This is a genomic window from Clostridioides sp. ES-S-0006-03 (genome assembly GCF_020662275.1).
Lineage (GTDB): Bacteria > Bacillota > Clostridia > Peptostreptococcales > Peptostreptococcaceae > Clostridioides.
Window position 1 is genome coordinate 299,254 of sequence record NZ_JADGMM010000003.1, and the last position, 21,740, is coordinate 320,993.

The following is a 21,740-nucleotide window of genomic DNA, read 5'->3' on the forward strand; positions in this document are numbered from 1 at the left end:
CTTCTCTAAAATTTGTTCCATTTATACCCAATCCCCCAAACAGTAGAAATATATTCAATTTTAGGTGTTACCACAGAAAATTTAGCACGAATCTTCTTAACACGCTCAACAACTGTTGAATCTTCACCTTCTGAATCATATCCCCAGACTTTTTCATAGATTTGTTCTCTAGAAAAAACCTGTCCTGCATGCAATGCAAGTAATTCTACAATATCATATTCTCTCTTTGTCAAGTGAACATCCTTGCCATCAATTTTGACTGCACGCTCTTGTATATCTAAACATAGTTTTCCAAAATACATTTTTGGACGTTTATTTTCCATATTGATATATTGTGACCTCTTTTCACGGCGTAGATTAGCTTCAATACGTGCCATCAATTCTCGTAACCCAAAAGGTTTCACTATATAGTCATCTCCGCCAAGAGTTAATCCCTTTATTTTATCTGTTTCTGATTGCTTTGCACTTAGAAAAATAATAGGGCACACTACATCATCTCGTATGGTACTACAAACTTCAAAGCCATCAGCCCCAGGCATCATAATATCAAGTATAATAAGGTCTGGCTGTTTCTTTGCTAATTCAATTCCATCATTTCCATTATATGCGATAAGTACTTCATGCCCTTTTGACTTCAGTTTTTTTTCTAATAAGGCCACCAATTCTCTTTCATCATCAACAATCAATATTTTGCTCAATTTTAATTATCCTCCAATACTTATGCATTATTAACAAGCCTGTATTGTGACCTGCTCATATATTATCTGATAATTTTTCTCATTGGTCAAGTTTATAAAAATGTCCATAGTCATTACTCATTGCATGCTCTACCTTCCCATCTGTTAAACCATATAATTCCACCAACTAGAAAAATGATAAGTCCAATTCCTGTTAAATTAAGTGCATTTATTAGCTGTGACTCTGCTCCTGAAGAAATTGCAGTTGATAAGGTAGTCTGAAAATAAATAGATGGAAACATTGACATCTTTACTGGCCAAGCCCAAGGAACAAACACCCAGATTTTACCCCCAAGACTTGTTCCTCCAATCAAAGCAGCCATTAAAATACCACCCATGCTTATTCCGATGGATGCTCCCATCCCCCATAAAAAACTGACCCACAAGTGAATAGATAGAATTGGAAGTGTCCCTATTACTGCAAGTAAGGATGCCATCATAAATAGAGAAATGCTACCTCCATCAGGTATTATAATATTTATTCCGACACATATTATAAGTGATGAAATAAAAGTGCTGACTGCCATACAAAAAATCAATATAAAAAATTTTCCTAAGTATAACTTAATTCGGGAGACTCCTGTATTTAAAAAACCATTGAACTCTCCAGCAAGTTCCTCCTCATGTATAATAAAGCTTGATAGAAGACTTATTCCTACTGGAATGATAATTGCTGTCCATACTATAAAATAACCTTCAAAAACAAATTTATATGTAACTTCAGACCTAATTGCCAGATAAGCAACAACACAAAGTGCAATGACTACAGGCATAAAGAATGTAAGCCAACGAATTGCTGTACGTTTTGTTTTTAGCCACTCTGATGATAATACTCCTATCATTTTACTTCCCTCCTATTAAACCAAATACCTGTAATTACTGTAATTACAACAAATATAACCACGGATACGATAATCCCAACAGGAATCACAGATGAATCTAAAAGTGGATTTCCAGTCTCCAAAATAGCTCCATTTGGATGCACACCAGCAATAGGACACATCAGTCTCATAGCCCAACTCCACGGTACTGCAAACCATAAAGATTTTATTGCTGTAAGAACACCTATCATCATACCTACAAGTGCAATTCCCATACTTAAAAATGTTCCTTTCCATGTAGCTGCCCACAGCTGAATAGGGATAAGTGAAAGAGAAACAAGCCAACAAACAAAACCTCCAGCAATAATCTTACCAAATGGGATTGCTCCTTCTGATAAAAACAAACCAGTCATAATTGTTGAAACTATCAAAACTAGTGTTGAAAGCAGAGTGTAAACTGCCATAGCCATAACCTTATCAGTCCAAAGAATCATAGGTGAAACATTATATGCACGCAAAGTGCGATAATTCCCAGCTTTTCTTTCCTGACTAGCTACCAAAGTAGCAAACAATCCCATACCAAGAGGTAAAAATACAAATGGCCACGAATTAAAAACCAAGGCTAGAAGGCTGTCCCATGACCAAGAGCTACTTTGAGATAATGGGTTTTTCATGATTGTTGATTGTGTTATCCCTGCATATAATGCAAAGAATATTGGAATAAAAACAATCAATTTCCCCATAAATGTTCTTTTGTATTTTAAAAGTTCAGATTTAAGTCCATTCATTTTACTTTCCTCCTTTTAAGATTACATCAGAGAAGAATTCCTCTAGATTTTCATTTGGGTCTGGTATACCTTGAAATAATAGCCTTCCTCCACTAATAATTCCTATTTTATCAACTACCTGAGCAACCTCTGATAATATATGACTTGAGAGAATTACTGTAATTCCCTTTTCAGGAAAAGATGCAATCAACTCACGTAGTTCTTGAATTCCAAATGGGTCAAGCCCGTTGGTTGGTTCATCTAAAATCAATAGTTCTGGATTATTCAAAAGTGCAATAGCGATTCCAAGTCGTTGTTTCATTCCCATAGAAAATTGTGAGGCTTTCTTTTTTCCAGTATTTTTTAAATCAACTGTGTCTAATACTTCATGAATTTTTTCATGTGGAATGCCTAGAAGTCTTGTGTGAACTAGTAGATTTTCCTCTGCTGTAAGGTTTCCATATAAAGCAGGTGATTCGATTAAAGAACCGATTTTTGTAAGAGATTCTCGTTGCCAAGGCTTTCCATTAAAAAAAATATGTCCTCCTGTTGGATGAAGAAGTCCAACAATCATTTTAAGTGTTGTTGACTTACCTGCACCATTTGGTCCAAGAAGTCCATATATACTATTACGTTCAATTTGAAGTGAAATATGGTTGGCTGCCATCTGCTCTCCATATCTTTTTGATAAATTTTTTGTTTCAAGAATTAAGTCTTTCATGTCTATTCATCCTTTCTTGTAATAATCTAAATTCATTTTCTATAAGAAGATTAACATGAAAAAATAACAATTTTATAACACTTATAATTTTTTTATTAAAATATACTATTTATTCATAAATGAAAAAAGTTAATCAGTACTAACAAAGAAAAAAAGCAGGATATCCTCCTACTCTTTTTTCTTTGTTAATATTATGTAATTTATATCTTACACTACTCTATTCTCAATACTTGTATTTATTCAAAAGCTTTAAACTCAAGTATATTTTCTTTAATATACTGCTTCATATTTCTTTAAAACACTGCTCCAAAAAGGTTAATAGTATTTCTATAGTGTTTAGACTAAAAACATATCTTTTTAATTATCTTGTTTAGTATCAGAATCAAAAGGAATCCATGCACGTCCAAACTCTTTATCTTTAAATAAATAGGATAATCCAGTTATTTGCTTTAATCTAAGAATCTCCTCAATATCCATCCCTAAGTGCTTTGATATCCATTTATCAGATTTTCCAATATCACAAAGTTCCTTTATAATATTGCTCATTAAATCCACATTATGTGAACCTCTTGCACGATTGTGACGAATAGTACTTGCCATTCTCTCATCAAGTGATTTATCAATTACTGAAACAGGAAGTACTCCACCTTCTCTATCATATATATCCTTATTTTCAAGCATTATTCGATATCTATGAAAACCATCTACAATAACATATTTGTCATTTTCTGGATTATAATAACAGACAATCGGCATTGTATATCCATCTTCTTTTATACTTTTATACAGCAACTGCATTTCTGGTGGAGCTACTGCATTTGGATTATAGTCGTTAGATTCTATCTTTTCAATTGGGACAGCGATGATTTCATATACAGGACTTTTATACTTCATAGCATCTTAACTCCTATCTTAGAAAATTTTTCATACTTTTTCTTAATGTATTCTGTTTTCATTCTTTGCTCTTTTGTAGGACCAAATCCCATAAACTTACACATATGGTCATTTTTTAAAATACAATAACACATTCTTTTCCAACTTGGTATATCTTTAGTAAATTTAATATCATCTGTGTCATCAGGTATATCTCCTAAGAATACGACTCTACTTTTTTTGTCTTTTGTATGATTAGAAATTCCATTTATTTCTATATTATACCCTTTTCTTATCAACTCACATATAGCGATTTCTGGCAAACCACCACCCTTTTTATGCCAAAAGTCGATAGATGTTGAAAATTTTTTAATATAATTATTTCTTATATCTTCAGGTAGTGTATCAAGCAGAAAATAAGTGAAACTTTTCCATGTATGTCCTTCTGGCAACTTTACACTACGATACCCCATAGCTTTTGTTTTTCCATAAATAGAAGTAAAATTAGCCCCTTGTACTCTAGCAACCAATTTCACCCATACTTCTGGGTCCAATATCTTATATAAGTTTAAACTCTCTTTTGCTGAATCATTGAAAGGAGATGCTACTCTCATTTTTCTTGGAGGCAATCCAGCTTTATAGAACAAATCATAGATTTTATTGTACTCATAGTCGAATTTATAATTGGCTACCCAAACATCTTCTAGTCCCCAGTCATATAAAGGAGATGCTGTCCATACATTTTTAAACTCCTTTGTTATCCAACACTTGCCTTTATATCCATGCTGTTTATTCACAATAGCACAATAACGTTGTAAGGATTCTGAAGCTCTTGTTCCAAGTAAACAAGCAACTTTTGCACCCTTATGCTTGTTTCTCATCCACCTACCAAATTGCTTTGCCAAACTTTCCTGCTTCATCTTATACTTATAGTAGGTAAAAAGATTATTTTCTTGATTTATTACGTATTCTTTGTCTGGCATTTTTCTTACCCATAATTCTTCTTTCTCATCATCCCATGGATACCAAAACATTTCATGATTACCTACAGCTGTTCTCGTAGCCATTGGCAGACATACCCAATATGGTTCAATATCTTCAAGATTGTCTTCAAACATTTTTTCAACATATTCTGTTGTCATACTATATTGAGCCTCAAAATCTTGATGAAATACTCCTATTTTGGATTTTATATTATATTTTCTTTTATAATCCAAAACTAAATTCAATAATAGACCACTATCTTTTCCTCCACTGAAAGATACATAGATATAATCAAATTCACTGAAAACATAAGAAAGTCTGTCTTGAAAAGCTTCAAATACACTGGATTCCAAATATCTTTTATCCATTTGTAATCTCCCCTTTCAAATAGAAGTTCATGAAAGCTTATAACATAATATTATATATGCACTTTTAGTAGTAATCAGCATAAATTATGAATCCTCTAAGTGCATAAATCCAAAAAAACAAATATAATTATAATATAAATCAATTTTTCTATTATAAACTATATTTTACCATTATTTTACATAATTTTCCAACAGCATAATTATCATTATTTCTTCAGTATTTAGCTCAATATTTTGTATTTTACATATGTTTTAAAATCAAATTTTTATTTTCCAAGTTTATAATTTTTTAGATTATATATTTCTTTTATATATTTCTTAGGTAAATTTTAAAAATGTCTTTACTATTTATATTGTTTTATAAGAAAAATAATATAAACATATATAATATTTAAAATAATATAGACATGTATAGTGTTTAAATATACTATTAACTTATAAGATAGTAATTTTATACATCAATAATTTTTATAAAAATCAACTATTTTTAGTTAAATTGGGTAATAAAAAATAAAAGGATGGTGATTTGATTGAAACTTAATAAAGGTATCAAATTTACAATAGGATTGCTTATTGATATAGGAATCAGCTTAGTTTTAGGTCTTAACCCCCTATTAACAACTTTATTTGCTCTACTATATATAACACTTTATATTCCAGATATTTGTAATATCATAAAAAAATAAATATTCATCTGAAATAGACTATATAGAAAAAGCGCCCTACTTAAAAGACTATTCTAGCTTAAATTCAATTGATTTTTATGTAGTACCACATTTCCAAAATTGAGAATTTGGAAAAGCTGTAGAAAAAATAGTAAATGCGTATTCTAAAACTTTAGAATTAAAAACTATTAATGATAATCAAGCAATATTAATTGAAAACGACAGTGTTAGAATTTTAAAATAATTTAATATAAATAGCACCAGAAAATGATAAACACTACATTGTCATATCTCTGGTGTTTTTCTATGCAATAAGTTTTAAAATAGTCCTCGATGAAATCAACATTGACTTTGAAAATACAGACTACCCACCTGGGGAAAAAGAAACCTTCCGTGTTGGTGAAGAAATCAATGAGAAAATAAAACAGTTACTAAAGGCTGGTATCTTATCAGGTGAGCTTAGAGAAGATATTGAAATTATGCCTACTATAATTTTCACTGTTGGGAATGTTATCTGGCATTATACAGACAGCACCAAATAAAGAAGCTTATATCAAACAAGAAGTAAAACTTTCTAAACAGGAATTTCTTAAACACGGATTTGATATGCTTTATCGCTCTATTTCCAAATAGATAAGATAAATCTACAAATATACAACTATACAATTTCTTATAATAGACATTATTACTTTATATATTTGAATATATCTGAAATTAAATTAAAACAAAAGATATTCAAAACAATTACCAAATACTCTAACTAAAAGAATTGAGAGATATTAGAAATGAAAGTAAGCAAGAAAAAAATCATTTATTGTATTATCGTTATAGTTTTGCTGATAGGACTTGCATACCTTGGAACCTATGTTGGAGAATGTAATATAAATATCATATCTGCTAAAGTAGAAGTCACTGTAAAGAGTGGTAAAATTTCAAACATTAATCTTTTGGAACATAAAAATGAATGAGGAAAAAAACAGAAAAAGTTATTGATAAAGTACTTAACAAGCAAAAAGTAGATGTAGATGCTGTATCAGGTGCAACAAATTCAAGTAAAGTTATAAAAAAAGCAATCGAAAATGCACTCATAAAAGGATAACTATACTTAACAAATTTCTATAAGAGTAAAAATATTGTTTTTGAATATCTGTACCAATTTGTGGTATAATAAAAGCAAGAAGAACTACAATCTATTTCGTCGTAGAGTGAAGTTCATAATTAAATGAAGCTATTTGAACTTATGGAACTTGATTTTAAAATCAAATTCCCAGCCACTTTTACTCTTGCCACGAGTTGAGTGGCTTTTTACTTTCGTAAATACTTTACAAATTAAGTAAAATATTAAACTAGCAACAACGCCAGCTATTACATTAAGTAAAAAGTTATTCATACTTCCCACCTCCTTTCATTAGGAAGTAGGTTTTATCCTAGTATGAACTCCACTCTTAAATTATAGGTTACATCTTCTTGCTATAAATATTATAACATATACTTTCCCATATTTTACCTGTGTTTTTATTCTAATAACTCCATTTTCTTTTCAGCATCATATCTACCTACTATCATCAAATATTGTTTAAAAATTAGATTTAATATAATAAAATCAACTATAAACAAGAATAAGTTTGTTTCTCTAAGCAATGTAATACTTATAGGAATGTGTTACAAATAAAACTCTCAATAATTGAGCCTTGAGTAGTGATAAAATAATATTTTTCATAAAATAAGCCAATTAATTGATATAAATTATCATTTTCTGTTGAAAGTTACATTCATGCGTGCTATACTTAATTGCATAAATGGTAATAAATGTCATATGATTTTATAATTCTATTAATAACAATTATTATTAACTTTTTAATTTTCGAAATAAATATCAAGAATTTTCTAAAATACATGATAATTCTTTAAAATATAAGAGAATTATTAAAATGTAAAAGAATTATATAGACTATATAAAAAACACATAAAACTATACAAAAATATATAGGATTATACAAAAGCGTATAGGACTCTCGAAACATAATAGAACTATATAATACTACTTTTGTAAAATCGCGCTCTATTTTTAACATTTATTACTTTATACATAAGATATATAAATAAAATTTAACTTAATGAAAGGATATGATAAAATGAATATTTTAAAAATGAAAAAAACAGGGATATTTTTAGGAGGAGTACTTTTAGGTACTGTAGGTGTCAAAATACTTTCAAGTGATTGTGTAAAAAAGTCTTGTACTAAAGCAACTGCTGGAGCGTTGAAAGTTAAGGATTCTGTTCTTGAAACAACTACTAAAATCCAAGAAAATATGGAAGATATTTTAGCTGAGGCAAAAGAAATCAATGAACTAGAAGAATTATCTTCATCTAAAACAAAAAATGTACAGGAAGATACTAAAGTTGTACAAGAAACTATTAAAGATGAAAATGTACAAACTGTAGAAAAAAATACTGATTCTGATAGCATTAAATGTGAAGACATCAAGGAAAATACTACTGTAGAAAAAAATAGTACTTGCACAGCAGAATAAATTTAACGATTATTATGGTTAATAATATCAAGTATTATGATTAATAGTATCAGGAGGAAGTAAATTGAATCTTTATATAAAGCATGAAATCAGAGGTCGTATACGTTTTGATTTACAACTTGGTAAATTGAATAACAAACAGGCAGATACTCTACTATATTATTTGACTTCTATAAATGGTGTTACCAAAGCAAAGGTTTATGATAGAACTGGTGACGCTGTTATTTATTACACAGGTGAAAGAGACTATATAATAAAAGAAATCACTAAGTTCAGTTTCAACAATAGCGAAATAGAAAAACTAGTCCCTGAACACACTGGTAGAGAGTTAAATAATTACTACAGAGATAAATTAGTAAATAAGCTATTTATAAAGAGTGTATCTAAGATATTTTTCCCAAAATATTTAAGATTTTTTTTTATAGGACTTCACTCTATAAAATATTTCAAAAAAGGTATATCTTCTTTACTAAATAAAAAGATAGAAATTTCTGTTTTGGATGCAACTGCAATAGGTATCTCCATTTTTAGGAAAGACATAAATACAGCTGGGTCAGTGATGTTTCTTCTTGGTATAGGCGAATTACTAGAAGAATGGACTAGAAAAAAATCTATAGATGATTTAGCTCAAAGCATGTCATTAAATATTGAAAAAGTATGGTTAAAAAAGGATGATAATGAAATTTTAGTCCCAATTTCAGAAATAAAAGAAAACGATTTAGTTAGTGTAAATATGGGAAATATGATTCCATTAGATGGAATTATTGAATCTGGTGAAGCAATGATTAATCAGGCCTCTCTTACAGGTGAATCTCTTGCAGTTAATAAAAAAGAAGGCTCTTACATCTATGCTGGAACTGTAATAGAACAAGGTAATATTGTAATGTGTGTCAAAGAAAAGGCTGGTACTACAAGATTTCAAAAAATTGTAACTATGATTGAAGAATCTGAGAAACTTAAGTCTTCTGTAGAAGGAAAATTTGAACATCTAGCAGATACCTTGGTTCCATATAGTTTTTTAGGAACGCTATTTACTTATGCAGTTACTAGAAATCCTATAAAAGCACTTTCTATTTTGATGGTAGATTTTTCTTGTGCGTTAAAGCTATCTATTCCTATTTCTGTATTATCAGCTATGAGAGAATGTAACAATTATAATATTGCTGTAAAAGGTGGGAAATTCCTTGAAAATGTTGCCTATGCAGATACTATTGTATTTGATAAAACAGGCACATTGACAAAAGCTCAACCAACAGTTGCAGATATAATTACCTTCCAAGATTATAATAAAAAAGATATGTTAAGACTAGCTGCTTGTCTAGAGGAACATTTCCCACATTCTATAGCTAATGCAGTAGTTCATGAAGCTGAAAAACAAGGTCTCAGTCATAAGGAAATGCATACAGAAGTAGAATATATTATTGCACATGGTATTTCAACAAAAGTCGATAATAAAAAGGTTATAATAGGTAGTAAACACTTCGTATTTGAAGATGAAAAATGTATTATACCAGATGGCGAGGAGTATAAATATAATAATCTTTCAGACGAATATTCTCACCTATTTATGGCAATATCAGGAAAATTATCAGCTGTTATTTGTATTAATGACCCTTTACGAAAAGAAGCTAAAGATGTAATTTCAAACTTAAGAGAATATGGACTCAAAAAAATTGTAATGATGACTGGTGATAGTGAAAAAACAGCTAGGTCTATAGCTAGTAAAATTGGAGTGGATGAGTATTATTCAGAAGTTCTACCAGAAGACAAAGCCAATTTTATTAAAGATGAAAAACTAAAAGGTCGTAAAGTTATTATGATTGGAGACGGAATCAATGATTCCCCTGCTATATCTGAGTCAGATGTTGGAATTGCAATGAGTGAAGGTGCTGAAATAGCAAGAGAAATTTCAGATATTACTATATCAGCAGATAATTTAAATAATTTAATTACTTTAAAACAGATTAGCAATAAACTTATGAAAAGAATTGGTTTAAGTTCTAAGTTTATTATTGCTTTCAACTTAGGTTTGATTTTTCTTGGTGTAGGTGGATTTATTAGACCAAGTACATCCGCGTTTTTGCATAATGCTTCTACTGTTGGAATAAGTTTAAACAGTATGACAAATTTATTAGATAAACCTAATACTTATAACTACAATTAACCCCCCTTGTATAACACATTTATACATAAAAAATTTATAATTCATATTAAAAAAAGCACTTTTAAACAATTAAACAGTAATATTTAAAAGTGCTTTTTTGACTAAATTTCCATAATATTTCTACTTAACTACTAAAAACACCCTTCCTTAAACCTCACTTAAAACCGCTATATTTCAATTAATCTCTGTTCATAGCATTTTAGTTCATTTTGTTTTAGATAGTTAAATTCAGACTCTACATAGATACCACAACCAATAAACTCAATTGTCAGATTTGGTATATTCTCTTTCAGTATACTCATCTGCTCATATATAATTTTTTCCCACAAATCAGCCTGTAATATAGAGAAATACTTCATAATTTCTCCATTGTTATCCATATCCTTTTTAATTTCAGACCAGTTTTTTAACAAAATGCCTCTTTTATCAATGTATCCAAGTTTTTTAAAGCTCTCTATACTCTGATTCCATGCATCTTTGCTACTCTTCTCAAAATATGACTCTAGCTTTTTATTCTGCTCACTTGTCAATAGGTCATAAGAAAGCTTCTTATTAAAATGTGCTTTCAAAGAAAGCTTAGCCATAGAATATGGGCTTCTACCAGAGTTTAATCCCGCATTTTTAAACTTTTCTATTCCTTTATCTTCTATTGAAGACCATATAGAGTTTACTGAATCTGAATCATCATCTTTTTTATATTTAACATCCAAGCCATGTGTAATATCGATATAATTTTGTGGAAATACATATTGATAGTGCATATCTTTGTTATCATCATATAGAGAAAAATATCCTTTATCATATAAATGCATATGTACATTTATTTTTAAACTATCATCTAAAATATTTCGTCTAAGATTAGGTATATTTGCATAAATAGTCACATATTTCATTGCATCATAGTTTTGATTTAGTGGAATTTCAAAGCTAATTTCTTCTCCTGTCAAAAGCTTTTTCACTTCTTCTTCATTACAATCATATAAAGAAAATGTATTTTCAAATCCCACACGTGATTTTCCTGCTAAACTTCCTGCTAATGGTATTTTCAAAATATGATTATCTGTCTTTTGCCATTGATAAGTATCTTGAACTAAAAACTCTTTAATTTGTCTATTCTGTTCCTTTGCCTGCTTTAGCACCTCATCTTCATTTTCTGTTATCCCTACATGACATCTATTTAAGATATTTACTATATTGCTTCCAAATGGAAATGTCCATAATTGAAAAGCTGCTGCCTCCAATTGGCACAAATATCTAATCTGATTCAATTCAATTTGATGAATAAGCTTTTTCTGATACTCATTCATCTGGTTACCACTGTCTGACATTTGATAAATCAGTTCTCCCATTGCAAGATTATCTTTTTTCTTGTCAATCTTATCAGTAATAATAATCTGAGCATCCATCATATCCTGTACTTTTTTGAAAATCCCAGAAATATCCTCTGAATTTTCCATTTTCAAGATTTCAAACTTCTTAATTAATTCAGTTAGGACATCTTTCATTTTTAGTCTGCTTATTTCATTTTCAAAAATATCCTGATTTTTAACTGTAGTATCAAATCCGTCTACAAATGGTATAATAGATTCTTTCAATGTTTTATTTTTGAACTCTTCCATCTGAATATTTAAATTATCTAGTTTTTTAATATTATCCTCTTTTGACTTAATCGCATCTTTAACTACTTTTATTTTATCTTCAAAGCTAGCTTTTACATTTAGACAATTATTAACACTACTAATTGCTGTATTAATAAAAGAACAACTTGCACTACCAATGCTTAATACATTTTTAATAGTTGCTGTTTTTTGCTGTCTTTCAATAGATGCTTTACACTTCTCTAGTGCAACCAATTTATCTTTTTGTTGTTTATTACTATAATTTGCTTCCAACATACCCATTTCTTTTTTCTGAATGCTTTTGTATATCTTTTCATACTCGCCTTCATCCAAGCCATTTTTTGCTACTGCAATGTCATTTTCTTTCCCTTGGTAGTCATTATTATCTAAGGACTTAGTCATAATCTCTTTAATTTTATTAAAATTATCTCTCTTTCCATCATCAACACCGACTAATTTATTTGTCATTGCTCCTAAAGCATTCTTTCTATCTTCATTTAACTGAGTTCCAAGGACAAAACTCATACCTTCAGAATCTATTTTGAAATCTGAAAAATTAACCATTCTGTTAGTCCATTGATACTCTTCTTCCTTAGCTGAAAGATTTTCTTTTAAAGATTTTGCACTATCAAAAGCTCCTAAGCACGCTTGACCAATACCACTTAATGATGATAGTAAACTCAATGCACTCTGTATTCCAGAAAGAATTAGTTGTATTTTCATCTGTTCTTGAAGTTTTTCCTTCTTTTCTTCTAGTTTCTTTATATCTTCTTTTTCATCTTCTTTTATCTTTAGAATTTCTTGAATCAAAAGATTCATTTTTGCTCCAACAGAAAGCATTTTATTTTCAAGCTCTTTTTTCAAAACTTCTATCTGTTGATTTCCTGAGTTAATTTGAGTTAGAACACTTTCCTTATAGGTATTGAAATATGATTCTTTTAATTCATCTTTCTTTCCTTGTTCCAATTCTTTTAAAGTCTTCTCTAGATAATCTGTCAGAGTTCGAATATCTGTAACACGATTTCCTCCAATTTCATCTTCCTCTATCATCTGCATGTAAAATGCTGCCTTCTGTTCTAATGCAAATAAAATCATACTCCATTCACTAAAACTCTGATTTTCTTTTACAAAAGCTTCTATTCTATTAGACTGCATCAATTTATTTATAAGGTAGTCATAAATCTCTTTTGCTTCTTGGTAAAACGCTTTCTTAATATGCATATCATCTAAAGAAATTACTTCTTTATTTTTCTTATCAAATTTATAATACTTCTGAAGAATTTCTCTATTTAACTGCATTTCCACTTTCTCAACTGCATTAAAAATCTCATAAATATGCGAAATTTCTAAAATATCAGCTTCTAAAATTCCTACTGCACATAAAAGTTTAAGATTTCTATATCCTTTACTTCCAGAAAAACCAAATCTTTCAAAGAATTGATAGAAAAATGTATCCATTGATAGAGAATACTCTTGCTTTAACAATTCGTTTTCTACTAATGACTTTCCAGGATTTCCTTCTTTTCCCTGTGCTCCATCTAGACCTGAGTCTGCAAGCTTTTTAATTGTCCAGTCCTTGTGTTTTGTATAAAGATCATCTAATGCCTTTCCATCATCTGCTGTTTCCTCACTATCTGAACCACTCCCTATCACATATCTATCAAAATAGTAATAGTTTATGTCACTATAACCCGTTTTACCAGAAATTCCTGTATACATTCTTGCTTCTTCAAAAATTCCGCGGATTCCTCCAAGACCCCCAGCTCCACCTTTTCCTCCAGAACCGCCTTTTCCAGCTAAGCCATGTCTTCCGTCTATTTGGCTTATAGAACTTTTTAGAACTGTTGCTTCTCCAAGGAGATAAATCTGTCCAGCCTTACTTCCAAGACCAGCATTTCCACCATCTCCACCTGTTCCTCCAGTATTTCCTTGTTTTCCTTTTTCTGCTTCTATTATATAGTATTTTGCACCTTTTTCCTCAGCAAACTCTTTTTTCTCTGGTTTAGAGCCTAGTTTTGCATTTGCTCCAGCTACTCCAGATGCTCCTGTTTCTCCTACTTTTCCATCTTGACCATTTCCACCTTGTCCACCGTCAGCATAAAGCTTAAGTTCGCCTTCTTTTTGTATATGTTTAAAAGATATTAAAATATCGCCTGAGGTTCCTGCATTATTTCCGACTCTTCCATTCATTCCGTTATAAATAGAACTTTCTCCATCCAATTTTTTTGCGTCATTTCCAGAAACATTAATTGAATAAGAACCTTTTGGTATACATAATCTTTCAACTAATAGAACTATATTTTTACCTGAGAAAACATCCTTCTTCATATCACAATCTATTTTTAGCTCACACTCTCCATACATATATATAGATGATAATTCATTAAGTTTATAGCCAGATATTATTTTAGTTAAATCTGATAAATTCACTTTAGGTACAGGAATATATATAGAAAGCACTTTATCTTTTTCATATGATTTTATATATGTACAATTTTGGATTTTTTCTCTTCTGTATTCTGCATCTAGAAGCTTCTCAGCTTCTTCTTGTTCCAATTCCTTCTCTGCTATCCAGTATTTAATACATTTTAATGTATCTTCCAGTGTTGTATTTAATAATGACTTTAATAATTCACTTAGACCGACAATATTAGTTTCTTTGCAGTAACTATTTAGCTCTAGAACAAGGTGTATTTTTTCTAATATATTTACTTTTTGCACTCCATCACCATAGAAAAGCCCTTGTACAAACTCCATAAGTTCTTCAATACTATTTGTTTTACATAAACTCTGATACATTTGTTCCAACTGAGATTTTTTTTCTTTTAGATTTTCTATAGAAGATAAAATGGAAATAGAATCTTCTAATGCCTTTTTTACACTTTCTATATAAGGAGCTAGAAGTTTTTCTAGTTCTTTATATGTTGTGTCAACAGCTTTTTGTATCTCCATTTTACAAGAAGCAGTAAGCATTAATCCCATATCAGTTTTCTTGAAAGTAGTTGGAAGTTTTTCTAATTCTCTCAATAGATTTTCTGGCTTTGTGTCTAGTGGATTACACAATTCTATAGAAACATTATCTGCTAGTACCACATTTAACAGATATACCAGTTCCTTATAACCTTCATAATATTTTTCTTGGCTATCTAGGTCTTCTTTTACTTTTTTCAGTATATTTCTAACTTTCTCTTTTGTCACGCTACCACTAAGTGACTTAGGTATTTTATTGATAAGAAAGAAAAAATTTTCCTTATACTGTGTATATTCATTAAACATATCTTTTAAGTTTTTAGCTGTATCAATTAACAGTGTATGTCTAGAGTCCAGTAAAGACTGGTAGTCTAAAATGACTACTATACCTTTTACTTTTAAAGATGCAGATATAGTTTCTCTTACAAGCATTGCTCCTGCAATCATATACTCTGCTCCACGATTATCAAAAAATCCAGGACAATCGCATAAAGAAAATGCTTTATTTTCAATATCTACAACTTCTGGGCATAAAGTCTTAGAATATACACCATTACCAATATCAACTGCTGAATCTTTAGCTGTGATGTACACTTGTCCAGTTTCCGCATCTGTTTTTTCTTCCATATCACAACCTTTTAAATAGTTGATACAAGTGCTTTTTCCAACCCCTGAAGCACCCAGGAATAACAAAATCGATTTTTCTTTTAAATTGTATCTTTCCAGTTCATTCCTTCCATTTTCCAAAAGATTTATGATTCCATTATACAATTCATTTGACATATATCCATCCCTTTCTATACTTCAGCACAATAGTTTTGATATTTCTCTTTAACAAAGCTTTCTTCAACTTTTAAAACTGCTGTTGATTTTTTATAATTTGGATTATTATATCCTCCAGATTCTCCTCTATCTCCATAATCAGCATACTCTCTTGATGGACCTTCTTTTCCTTTTTCCCAACTTCCACCTTCAAGAGTTATACGATAACTAGTAATACTAGTTAGTTTATAATCCCAACTTTTAAAATATCCTGTATAGTATACAGTAGAATCTATAGCACTTGGAGAGAATGAAAGTGTATTATAACCATGATGACCACCTTTTCCTCCACTTCCACCAAATCCTGGTCTTCCATCTGGACCTCTTTCTCCATCTCTTACTGTTATATCACAACAACTGATTAACTTCTCTCTCTTTTTATCTGAATCTGCCAAGAAGTAAATATTTCCTTTACTTCCTCCATTTCCACCTCTTCCAGCATTTCCTCCTTTTTCTCCTTTTCCTCCTTTTGCACCACTTGTTCCTTCTGCAAAATAACCTTTAAACATTTGTCCATAGAAATAACTTGTATATCCTGCATCACTTCCATTTCTACCTGTGCTTCCAGCCACACCATCTTTACCATCTGTTCCTCTTGAACCATTTCCTCCATTTGCTATTAGTGTAAGGCGATAGTTTCTAATTTCTTCTTTAATGTACAAATAAATATTTCCTGCATCTCTACCATCTTCACCATTGATTCCATATATAGAATTATCTATAAGATTTCCACTCTTTCCACTTACATTAATCTTAGAATTACTACTTACATCAAGATTCTCACAAGAAATAATGATATTTTTTTCTGATGCAAAATCCATTCCAAGATTAGTATCCATATAGATAGTGTCTTTAGCTGAAAACATAATTGTAGAGACATCATCTCCCACGTTTCTATTTCTAAAAGCTTCTAAAACACTGCTAATTACCAAGTTTTTAATTAATGCTTTAACTTCTATTACCGTCTTTTCTTTAAGTATAAATGATTTTATTATAAATGGATTTAAAATATATTTACTTACAAGATTTCTAATTATTTCATTTCCTTTTTCTCCATATGCATTTAATCTTGTTATATTTGCTTCTAATTCTTCACTATTTCTATCTGTAAGATTCTTTAAAATAGGCTCAAAATCACGTTTACTATATATGTAGTCTGTTTTATTTGCAACTTCCATCAATTTATCTCTATTTGATAATGTCCATACCTGTTTTTGTACCTCATAAGAAACTAAAATCTCTTCTATTTTCTTTCTTATAATAATAAATTTTTGTTCCATTATACTTTTACTTGTTTTTTCTATAATAGATTCCATATATACAGAAGATAGTGAAATTTCAGCATTTCCATGGTCTGTATATTTATTTAAATCTTTAATTATATCTAAGTTTCTTCTTATCTCATTTTGTAATTTTATACATGTGTCTTCCAAGAATAATCCACTTTCTCCTGACAATAAATTGATAAATTTATCTAAAGTAATACTCTCTGCATTAACTGAACTTTCTAACCAGTTTTTAAATATGTCTACTACTCTTTCATATTTTGACATTTCTTGAATCATTGTTACTCTTTCAACCTTCTTAATAAAGTCTTCTGTATATTCTTTGACATAAACTTCTAGTCTAGATACTATACTACTTTGAATATCTTTTATTAATGTATCTAAAACTAATCTTGCATCTGCACTGATTGGATATTGGAATGCTGATGTTTTATCTTTTACTTCTTCTAATTTTATTACTTCTTTTAATAATCCTTCTCTTTGCTCTGCTTCAAGTGGTTTACAAAGATGAATATTTTTTCCTTCTCCTTTTAGCAATTCTTCAAATAACCAAGCTTTATCTTTTATATTATTTTCTGGACTTTCACACAATTGTTCGTATTTTTTTCTAATCACATTATATATTTGTTTTTCTGTTCTTCCTAAAAAGCTTTTAGAAATAAAGAAAGTAATACTTCCTCTAAAATTCTCTTTATGAAGACACATATTTAATTGTTGAAATAAATCAAGTACTTTTGTAAGTCTAGCCTCTAATATATCTGCTTCTGGTATTAGTACAACTACTCCACATATAGATGCAGAATTTCTAAACACCTCTCCTAACGAAACTGCTGCACTAATGTCATGTGCTACTCCTCTGTTATCACTAAATCCTGCAGTATCACATAATTTTGCATCCATTCCTTCTACTTCTCTTCTCATATCTACAATATTTGGATACAAAGTTTGTGAAACAGCTCCTGAACCAATTTCTGCAACAGGGTCTACACATTCAATATAGGAGATACCAGTATCTTCATCTTCTACTTCCTTCATTTCACATCCTGCAAGATAATTAATTGCTGTACTTTTCCCACAACCTGTGCCTCCAAGAATCAAAATTAGATTCTTATTTATAGCTTTATCTATTGCTACTTTTCCTTCATCTAGTAGGATTTTGATTTCTTCTAAAAGCTTATTTTTTTCTCCCATGTATTTTCTCCCTTTTTTATAAAATTTTTTAATATTAAAATAACTGTGCTTGTAAAATAAAGCCTTTACTAACACAGTTATTTTATTTTATATATCTAATTATATTTTTTATTTTATATATCTAATTACATGTTCTACTTTTTTCTTCACAAAGAAGAGCTTTGAAAATCATAATTTCTGCTAAATAATCCTTAGGTGCCTTTGTAATTGCAGTAGCATTACAAATAAATTTTAAATTTGTACCTGCTACAACTTAAGTAGCAACGATAAGTGTTTCATAATCAACATCTTTTAACATTTCTACAGCTTAATTGAATATTTCTACTTCTTATTTTTCTACTTCTTATTTTTTTACTGGTCTAAATTTTGACCATCCTCCACAATAAATATTCATATAACAAACCTCCTTATATGCTTAAATTTATTTATATAATAGTACGAATTTTCTAAACATTCAACACAAACTGTGTAACTAGTCGATAAAAGTGCATAACTGGACACATAGTCATCATAAAAAACTTTTAAAGTCAAATTTATCTAATTAAAAATAATATAATACAAAAAAACAGTCAATCTATTAAAATCAACTGCTCCATAAAGTGAATTTTTACTTATTATATTTTACAAAGTTTACACATTTACATGTGTCCCCTTATACAAAACTAATGTTGCCATTCCTATAAGTATCATGCCCATAAAAGCAGGTGTCGCATGACCAAGAAATACATAGATTTGACCTCCAATGATAGGTCCAATTATTCTTGCTAAAGATTGAATGGATTGACTACCACCTTGAATCCTCCCTTGCTCACTAGAATCGACAGACTTGGACAGCATCCCATTGAATGAAGGTCCAAAGATAGAATCGCCAAAACCAAATATAAACATTCCAACAATAAAAATAGGATAGAACGAAAACAAGGCTGATGCTGCAATAAAACTGTAACCTATAATCTCTGAAACCATTCCAAGAATTGCTATCTGTACATCACTAAGTTTTTTCAAAAGCTTTGGCATTATAAAACCTTGTGAAATGATGTCTTGTATACCCATAATTGAAAATACAAGTCCAATTAGTGCGGGTTTCCAATTGAAAGTGTCTATTGTAAATTGTGAAAAAACTGACTGTAAAGACCCATTTGGTATCCAAAGTAAGAATGCTGATAAAAGTAGCCTTTTTAATTTTTTTACAGAAAGTACATTTGCAAGCTGTATAAATGGATTTAGCCTTGCAAGTGTAATCGACTTTAATCTATTCTTCTTATCAAGGCTCTCAGGCATATACAGGAATCCATAAATAACATTAAGTAAAGTTATTATTGCTCCAAAATACATGGGCACAGAATAACCAAACTTAGCAAGTAATCCACCTACAGTTGGACCAATAACACAGCCTACACCTGAAAATGCACTCACCCATCCAAAGTATTTGCTTCTATGTTCTCTAGGAGTAATATCTGCAAAATATGCGAAGATAGTGCTTATGCTCCCACCTGTTACACCTTCTATTATACGTCCAACAAATAATACCCATAGAGCTCCTCCTATTCCAAAAACTAAGTACCCTATTGCAGAACCCAAAAGGCATAATAAGAGTAATGGACGACGTCCATATCGGTCACTCAAAGCTCCAAGCCCAGGAGCTGCAAAAAACACACAGATTGCATAAACAGAAGTTAGCATTGTAACAACTATAGCTTGTTCTTCTGGACTATTTGTATAAGGTTGCACTAAGAATGGAACGACAGGTGCTATGATAGTGAATCCGATTCCGCAAAGAAACGCAGATATAAGACCAAATATCAAAGCCTTTTTATCTACAATTTGTTCTGTATTCTGTTCATTGTTTGATTTAAATATAAACACTTAAATTCTCCTCTCAAAAATTATAATTTTGTTTCCTTTAGAAACATATTTATTTATTTCTTTTTTACTTTTTTACCTCTTTACTTTTTTCATTATTTTATTTCCCTAGTAGCATGTTCATCTTTTATCATTTCGCCTCATTTGGAGGTATATTCCTATATTCGTTTTTTGATTCCTTGGAAACATATTTATAGTATCATTTTTTTGTTTCCTTGTCAACAAAATAGATAACAATAAAAATACAGCCTATTCTCAATAGAGTTAGGCTGTATATGATTTCATTTTCATTATTCTGATTTATTCTACTTTAATATTATCCCCTGTTTTTTTATTTCTTCATCCAAATGTCGGTTATAATTTTCGACAAAGCTAATCATACTGTCAAATTGTTCATCAGTTACCTGCTCAAATACAACTTTATCACGTTCTTGAAACTCTTTATGAAGTTCCTCATGGATATTATAAACTGTTTTACCTTGCTCAGTAAGTCTAAAATAGATTTCTTTTTTATTATCAGGCTTCTGGTAACTTTCAATAACACCTTTTTTTATTAGCTTTTTAGTTACTTTACTTATGGCACCTCTAGTCATATAAAAGTATTCTGCCAGTTTTGTCACATTGCAGTCTACATTTCTTCCAATGTATTCAATGCAATGTACTTCAGAAGACTTATAACCCTTGAGACTCTCTTCCATCTTAAATTTATTAAGCCAAACAGTCTTATTTAGTAAATCTCTAAAACCCATCATGACCTGTTCTTCTTTATTCATGGTATATATCCTCCCACCCGTTAGTGCATTAACAATATTATATTAAACTTTTGTTTCTATTTCAACAATGTTAAAATAATTCTTTTAGGAATCGAACTATATAAAATAAAGAGATAGAATCATCTAATTTAATCCTATCTCATTTCTGGGTCACCATTTCTAGTTGATAAGTTATAATGTTTATAAAAATCTATCATTTCCTTGTGATACACTTTATTTACAATTTTAGTTATTAATTGTATCTCATTTTTTGTTTTATCCATATATTAGCACCCTATTAACATTAATATATTTATTATATTAATATTTAGATAAATATGTTACATAACACAAACATTTTTGTAAGTAGTATATATACTATTAATTTACTTCTAAGTCCTATATATAATCCCACTTGTTCATATAAAATAAAAAGCACATGCTATTACACCTAATATACATACTATATCTATAGATATAATTTTCCGAAATTCTATATCTTTTACATCATGTGCCTGATATATAAATGCTAATGGTATTATTAATTACTCAGATACTAAACTCATAATGCATGAATGTATTATAAATAAATGTATTATACCA

16 protein-coding genes are annotated in these 21,740 nt (G+C 29.8%); 4 read left to right on the top strand and 12 right to left on the bottom strand.

The annotated features are described in order from the left end of the window. Window positions 1-5 precede the first annotated feature (5 nt). The 6 genes from IR151_RS05800 to IR151_RS05825 all read right to left on the bottom strand — a co-directional run bounded on the left by IR151_RS05800 (window position 6) and on the right by IR151_RS05825 (window position 5,271). The gene (locus IR151_RS05800) at window positions 6-698 is read right to left on the bottom strand and encodes a response regulator transcription factor (protein WP_227433571.1); all 693 of its coding nucleotides are present in this window, start codon (window positions 696-698) and stop codon (window positions 6-8) included. Between the two features lie 113 nt (window positions 699-811). Then, window positions 812-1,579: a lantibiotic immunity ABC transporter MutG family permease subunit gene (locus IR151_RS05805; protein ID WP_227433572.1), complete on the bottom strand. Its 768-nt coding sequence runs from the start codon at window positions 1,577-1,579 to the stop codon at window positions 812-814. Next, window positions 1,576-2,346 carry a lantibiotic immunity ABC transporter MutE/EpiE family permease subunit gene (locus tag IR151_RS05810; protein ID WP_227433573.1) on the bottom strand — a complete coding sequence of 257 codons (771 nt, stop codon included), beginning with the start codon at window positions 2,344-2,346 and terminating at the stop codon, window positions 1,576-1,578. The genes IR151_RS05805 and IR151_RS05810 overlap by 4 nt, the downstream gene beginning before the upstream one ends. Window position 2,347: 1 nt before the next feature. Beyond that, window positions 2,348-3,046, bottom strand: a complete 699-nt coding sequence (locus IR151_RS05815; RefSeq protein ID WP_227433574.1) for a lantibiotic protection ABC transporter ATP-binding protein — start codon at window positions 3,044-3,046, stop codon at window positions 2,348-2,350. Between the two features lie 357 nt (window positions 3,047-3,403). Continuing rightward, entirely contained in the window at window positions 3,404-3,940 is a 537-nt protein-coding gene (locus tag IR151_RS05820; RefSeq protein ID WP_227433575.1) for an IbrB-like domain-containing protein, read from the bottom strand. Beyond that, a complete protein-coding gene (locus IR151_RS05825; protein WP_227433576.1) occupies window positions 3,937-5,271 on the bottom strand; it encodes a phosphoadenosine phosphosulfate reductase in 1,335 nt (444 codons plus the stop codon). The genes IR151_RS05820 and IR151_RS05825 overlap by 4 nt, the downstream gene beginning before the upstream one ends. A 1,450-nt stretch (window positions 5,272-6,721) precedes the next feature. On the opposite strand from IR151_RS05825, the gene IR151_RS20395 reads away from it, so the two are divergent. Then, complete coding sequence (locus tag IR151_RS20395) at window positions 6,722-6,904, top strand: hypothetical protein (RefSeq protein WP_413927349.1); 183 nt, start codon at window positions 6,722-6,724, stop codon at window positions 6,902-6,904. Next, window positions 6,901-7,035, top strand: a complete 135-nt coding sequence (locus IR151_RS20400; protein ID WP_413927350.1) for an FMN-binding protein — start codon at window positions 6,901-6,903, stop codon at window positions 7,033-7,035. Before IR151_RS20395 ends, IR151_RS20400 begins: the two co-directional genes overlap by 4 nt. A 129-nt stretch (window positions 7,036-7,164) precedes the next feature. Here IR151_RS20400 and IR151_RS05835 read toward each other — a convergent pair whose 3' ends face one another. Then, entirely contained in the window at window positions 7,165-7,326 is a 162-nt protein-coding gene (locus IR151_RS05835; RefSeq protein WP_227433577.1) for a type I toxin-antitoxin system toxin, read from the bottom strand. Window positions 7,327-8,071: 745 nt separating this feature from the next. Here IR151_RS05835 and IR151_RS05840 point away from each other — a divergent pair. Then, window positions 8,072-8,470 (top strand): DUF6110 family protein, encoded by a 399-nt coding sequence (locus tag IR151_RS05840; protein WP_227433578.1) that lies wholly within the window; start codon window positions 8,072-8,074, stop codon window positions 8,468-8,470. A gap of 64 nt (window positions 8,471-8,534) precedes the next feature. Beyond that, window positions 8,535-10,634, top strand: a complete 2,100-nt coding sequence (locus tag IR151_RS05845) for a heavy metal translocating P-type ATPase (RefSeq protein WP_227433579.1) — start codon at window positions 8,535-8,537, stop codon at window positions 10,632-10,634. Between the two features lie 167 nt (window positions 10,635-10,801). On the opposite strand, the gene IR151_RS05850 is transcribed toward IR151_RS05845, so the two are convergent. From IR151_RS05850 to IR151_RS20125, 5 genes are all read right to left on the bottom strand, one after another. Continuing rightward, window positions 10,802-16,006 carry a GTPase gene (locus tag IR151_RS05850; RefSeq protein ID WP_227433580.1) on the bottom strand — a complete coding sequence of 1,735 codons (5,205 nt, stop codon included), beginning with the start codon at window positions 16,004-16,006 and terminating at the stop codon, window positions 10,802-10,804. Between the two features lie 14 nt (window positions 16,007-16,020). After that, a complete protein-coding gene (locus IR151_RS05855; RefSeq protein WP_227433581.1) occupies window positions 16,021-18,522 on the bottom strand; it encodes an ATP-binding protein in 2,502 nt (833 codons plus the stop codon). 630 nt (window positions 18,523-19,152) lie between these two features. Continuing rightward, window positions 19,153-20,388: an MFS transporter gene (locus IR151_RS05860; RefSeq protein WP_227433582.1), complete on the bottom strand. Its 1,236-nt coding sequence runs from the start codon at window positions 20,386-20,388 to the stop codon at window positions 19,153-19,155. A 302-nt stretch (window positions 20,389-20,690) separates the two neighbouring features. Then, the gene (locus IR151_RS05865) at window positions 20,691-21,158 is read right to left on the bottom strand and encodes a MarR family transcriptional regulator (RefSeq protein ID WP_227433583.1); all 468 of its coding nucleotides are present in this window, start codon (window positions 21,156-21,158) and stop codon (window positions 20,691-20,693) included. A 134-nt stretch (window positions 21,159-21,292) separates the two neighbouring features. After that, a complete protein-coding gene (locus tag IR151_RS20125; RefSeq protein ID WP_255621506.1) occupies window positions 21,293-21,421 on the bottom strand; it encodes a hypothetical protein in 129 nt (42 codons plus the stop codon). Window positions 21,422-21,740 lie beyond the last annotated feature (319 nt).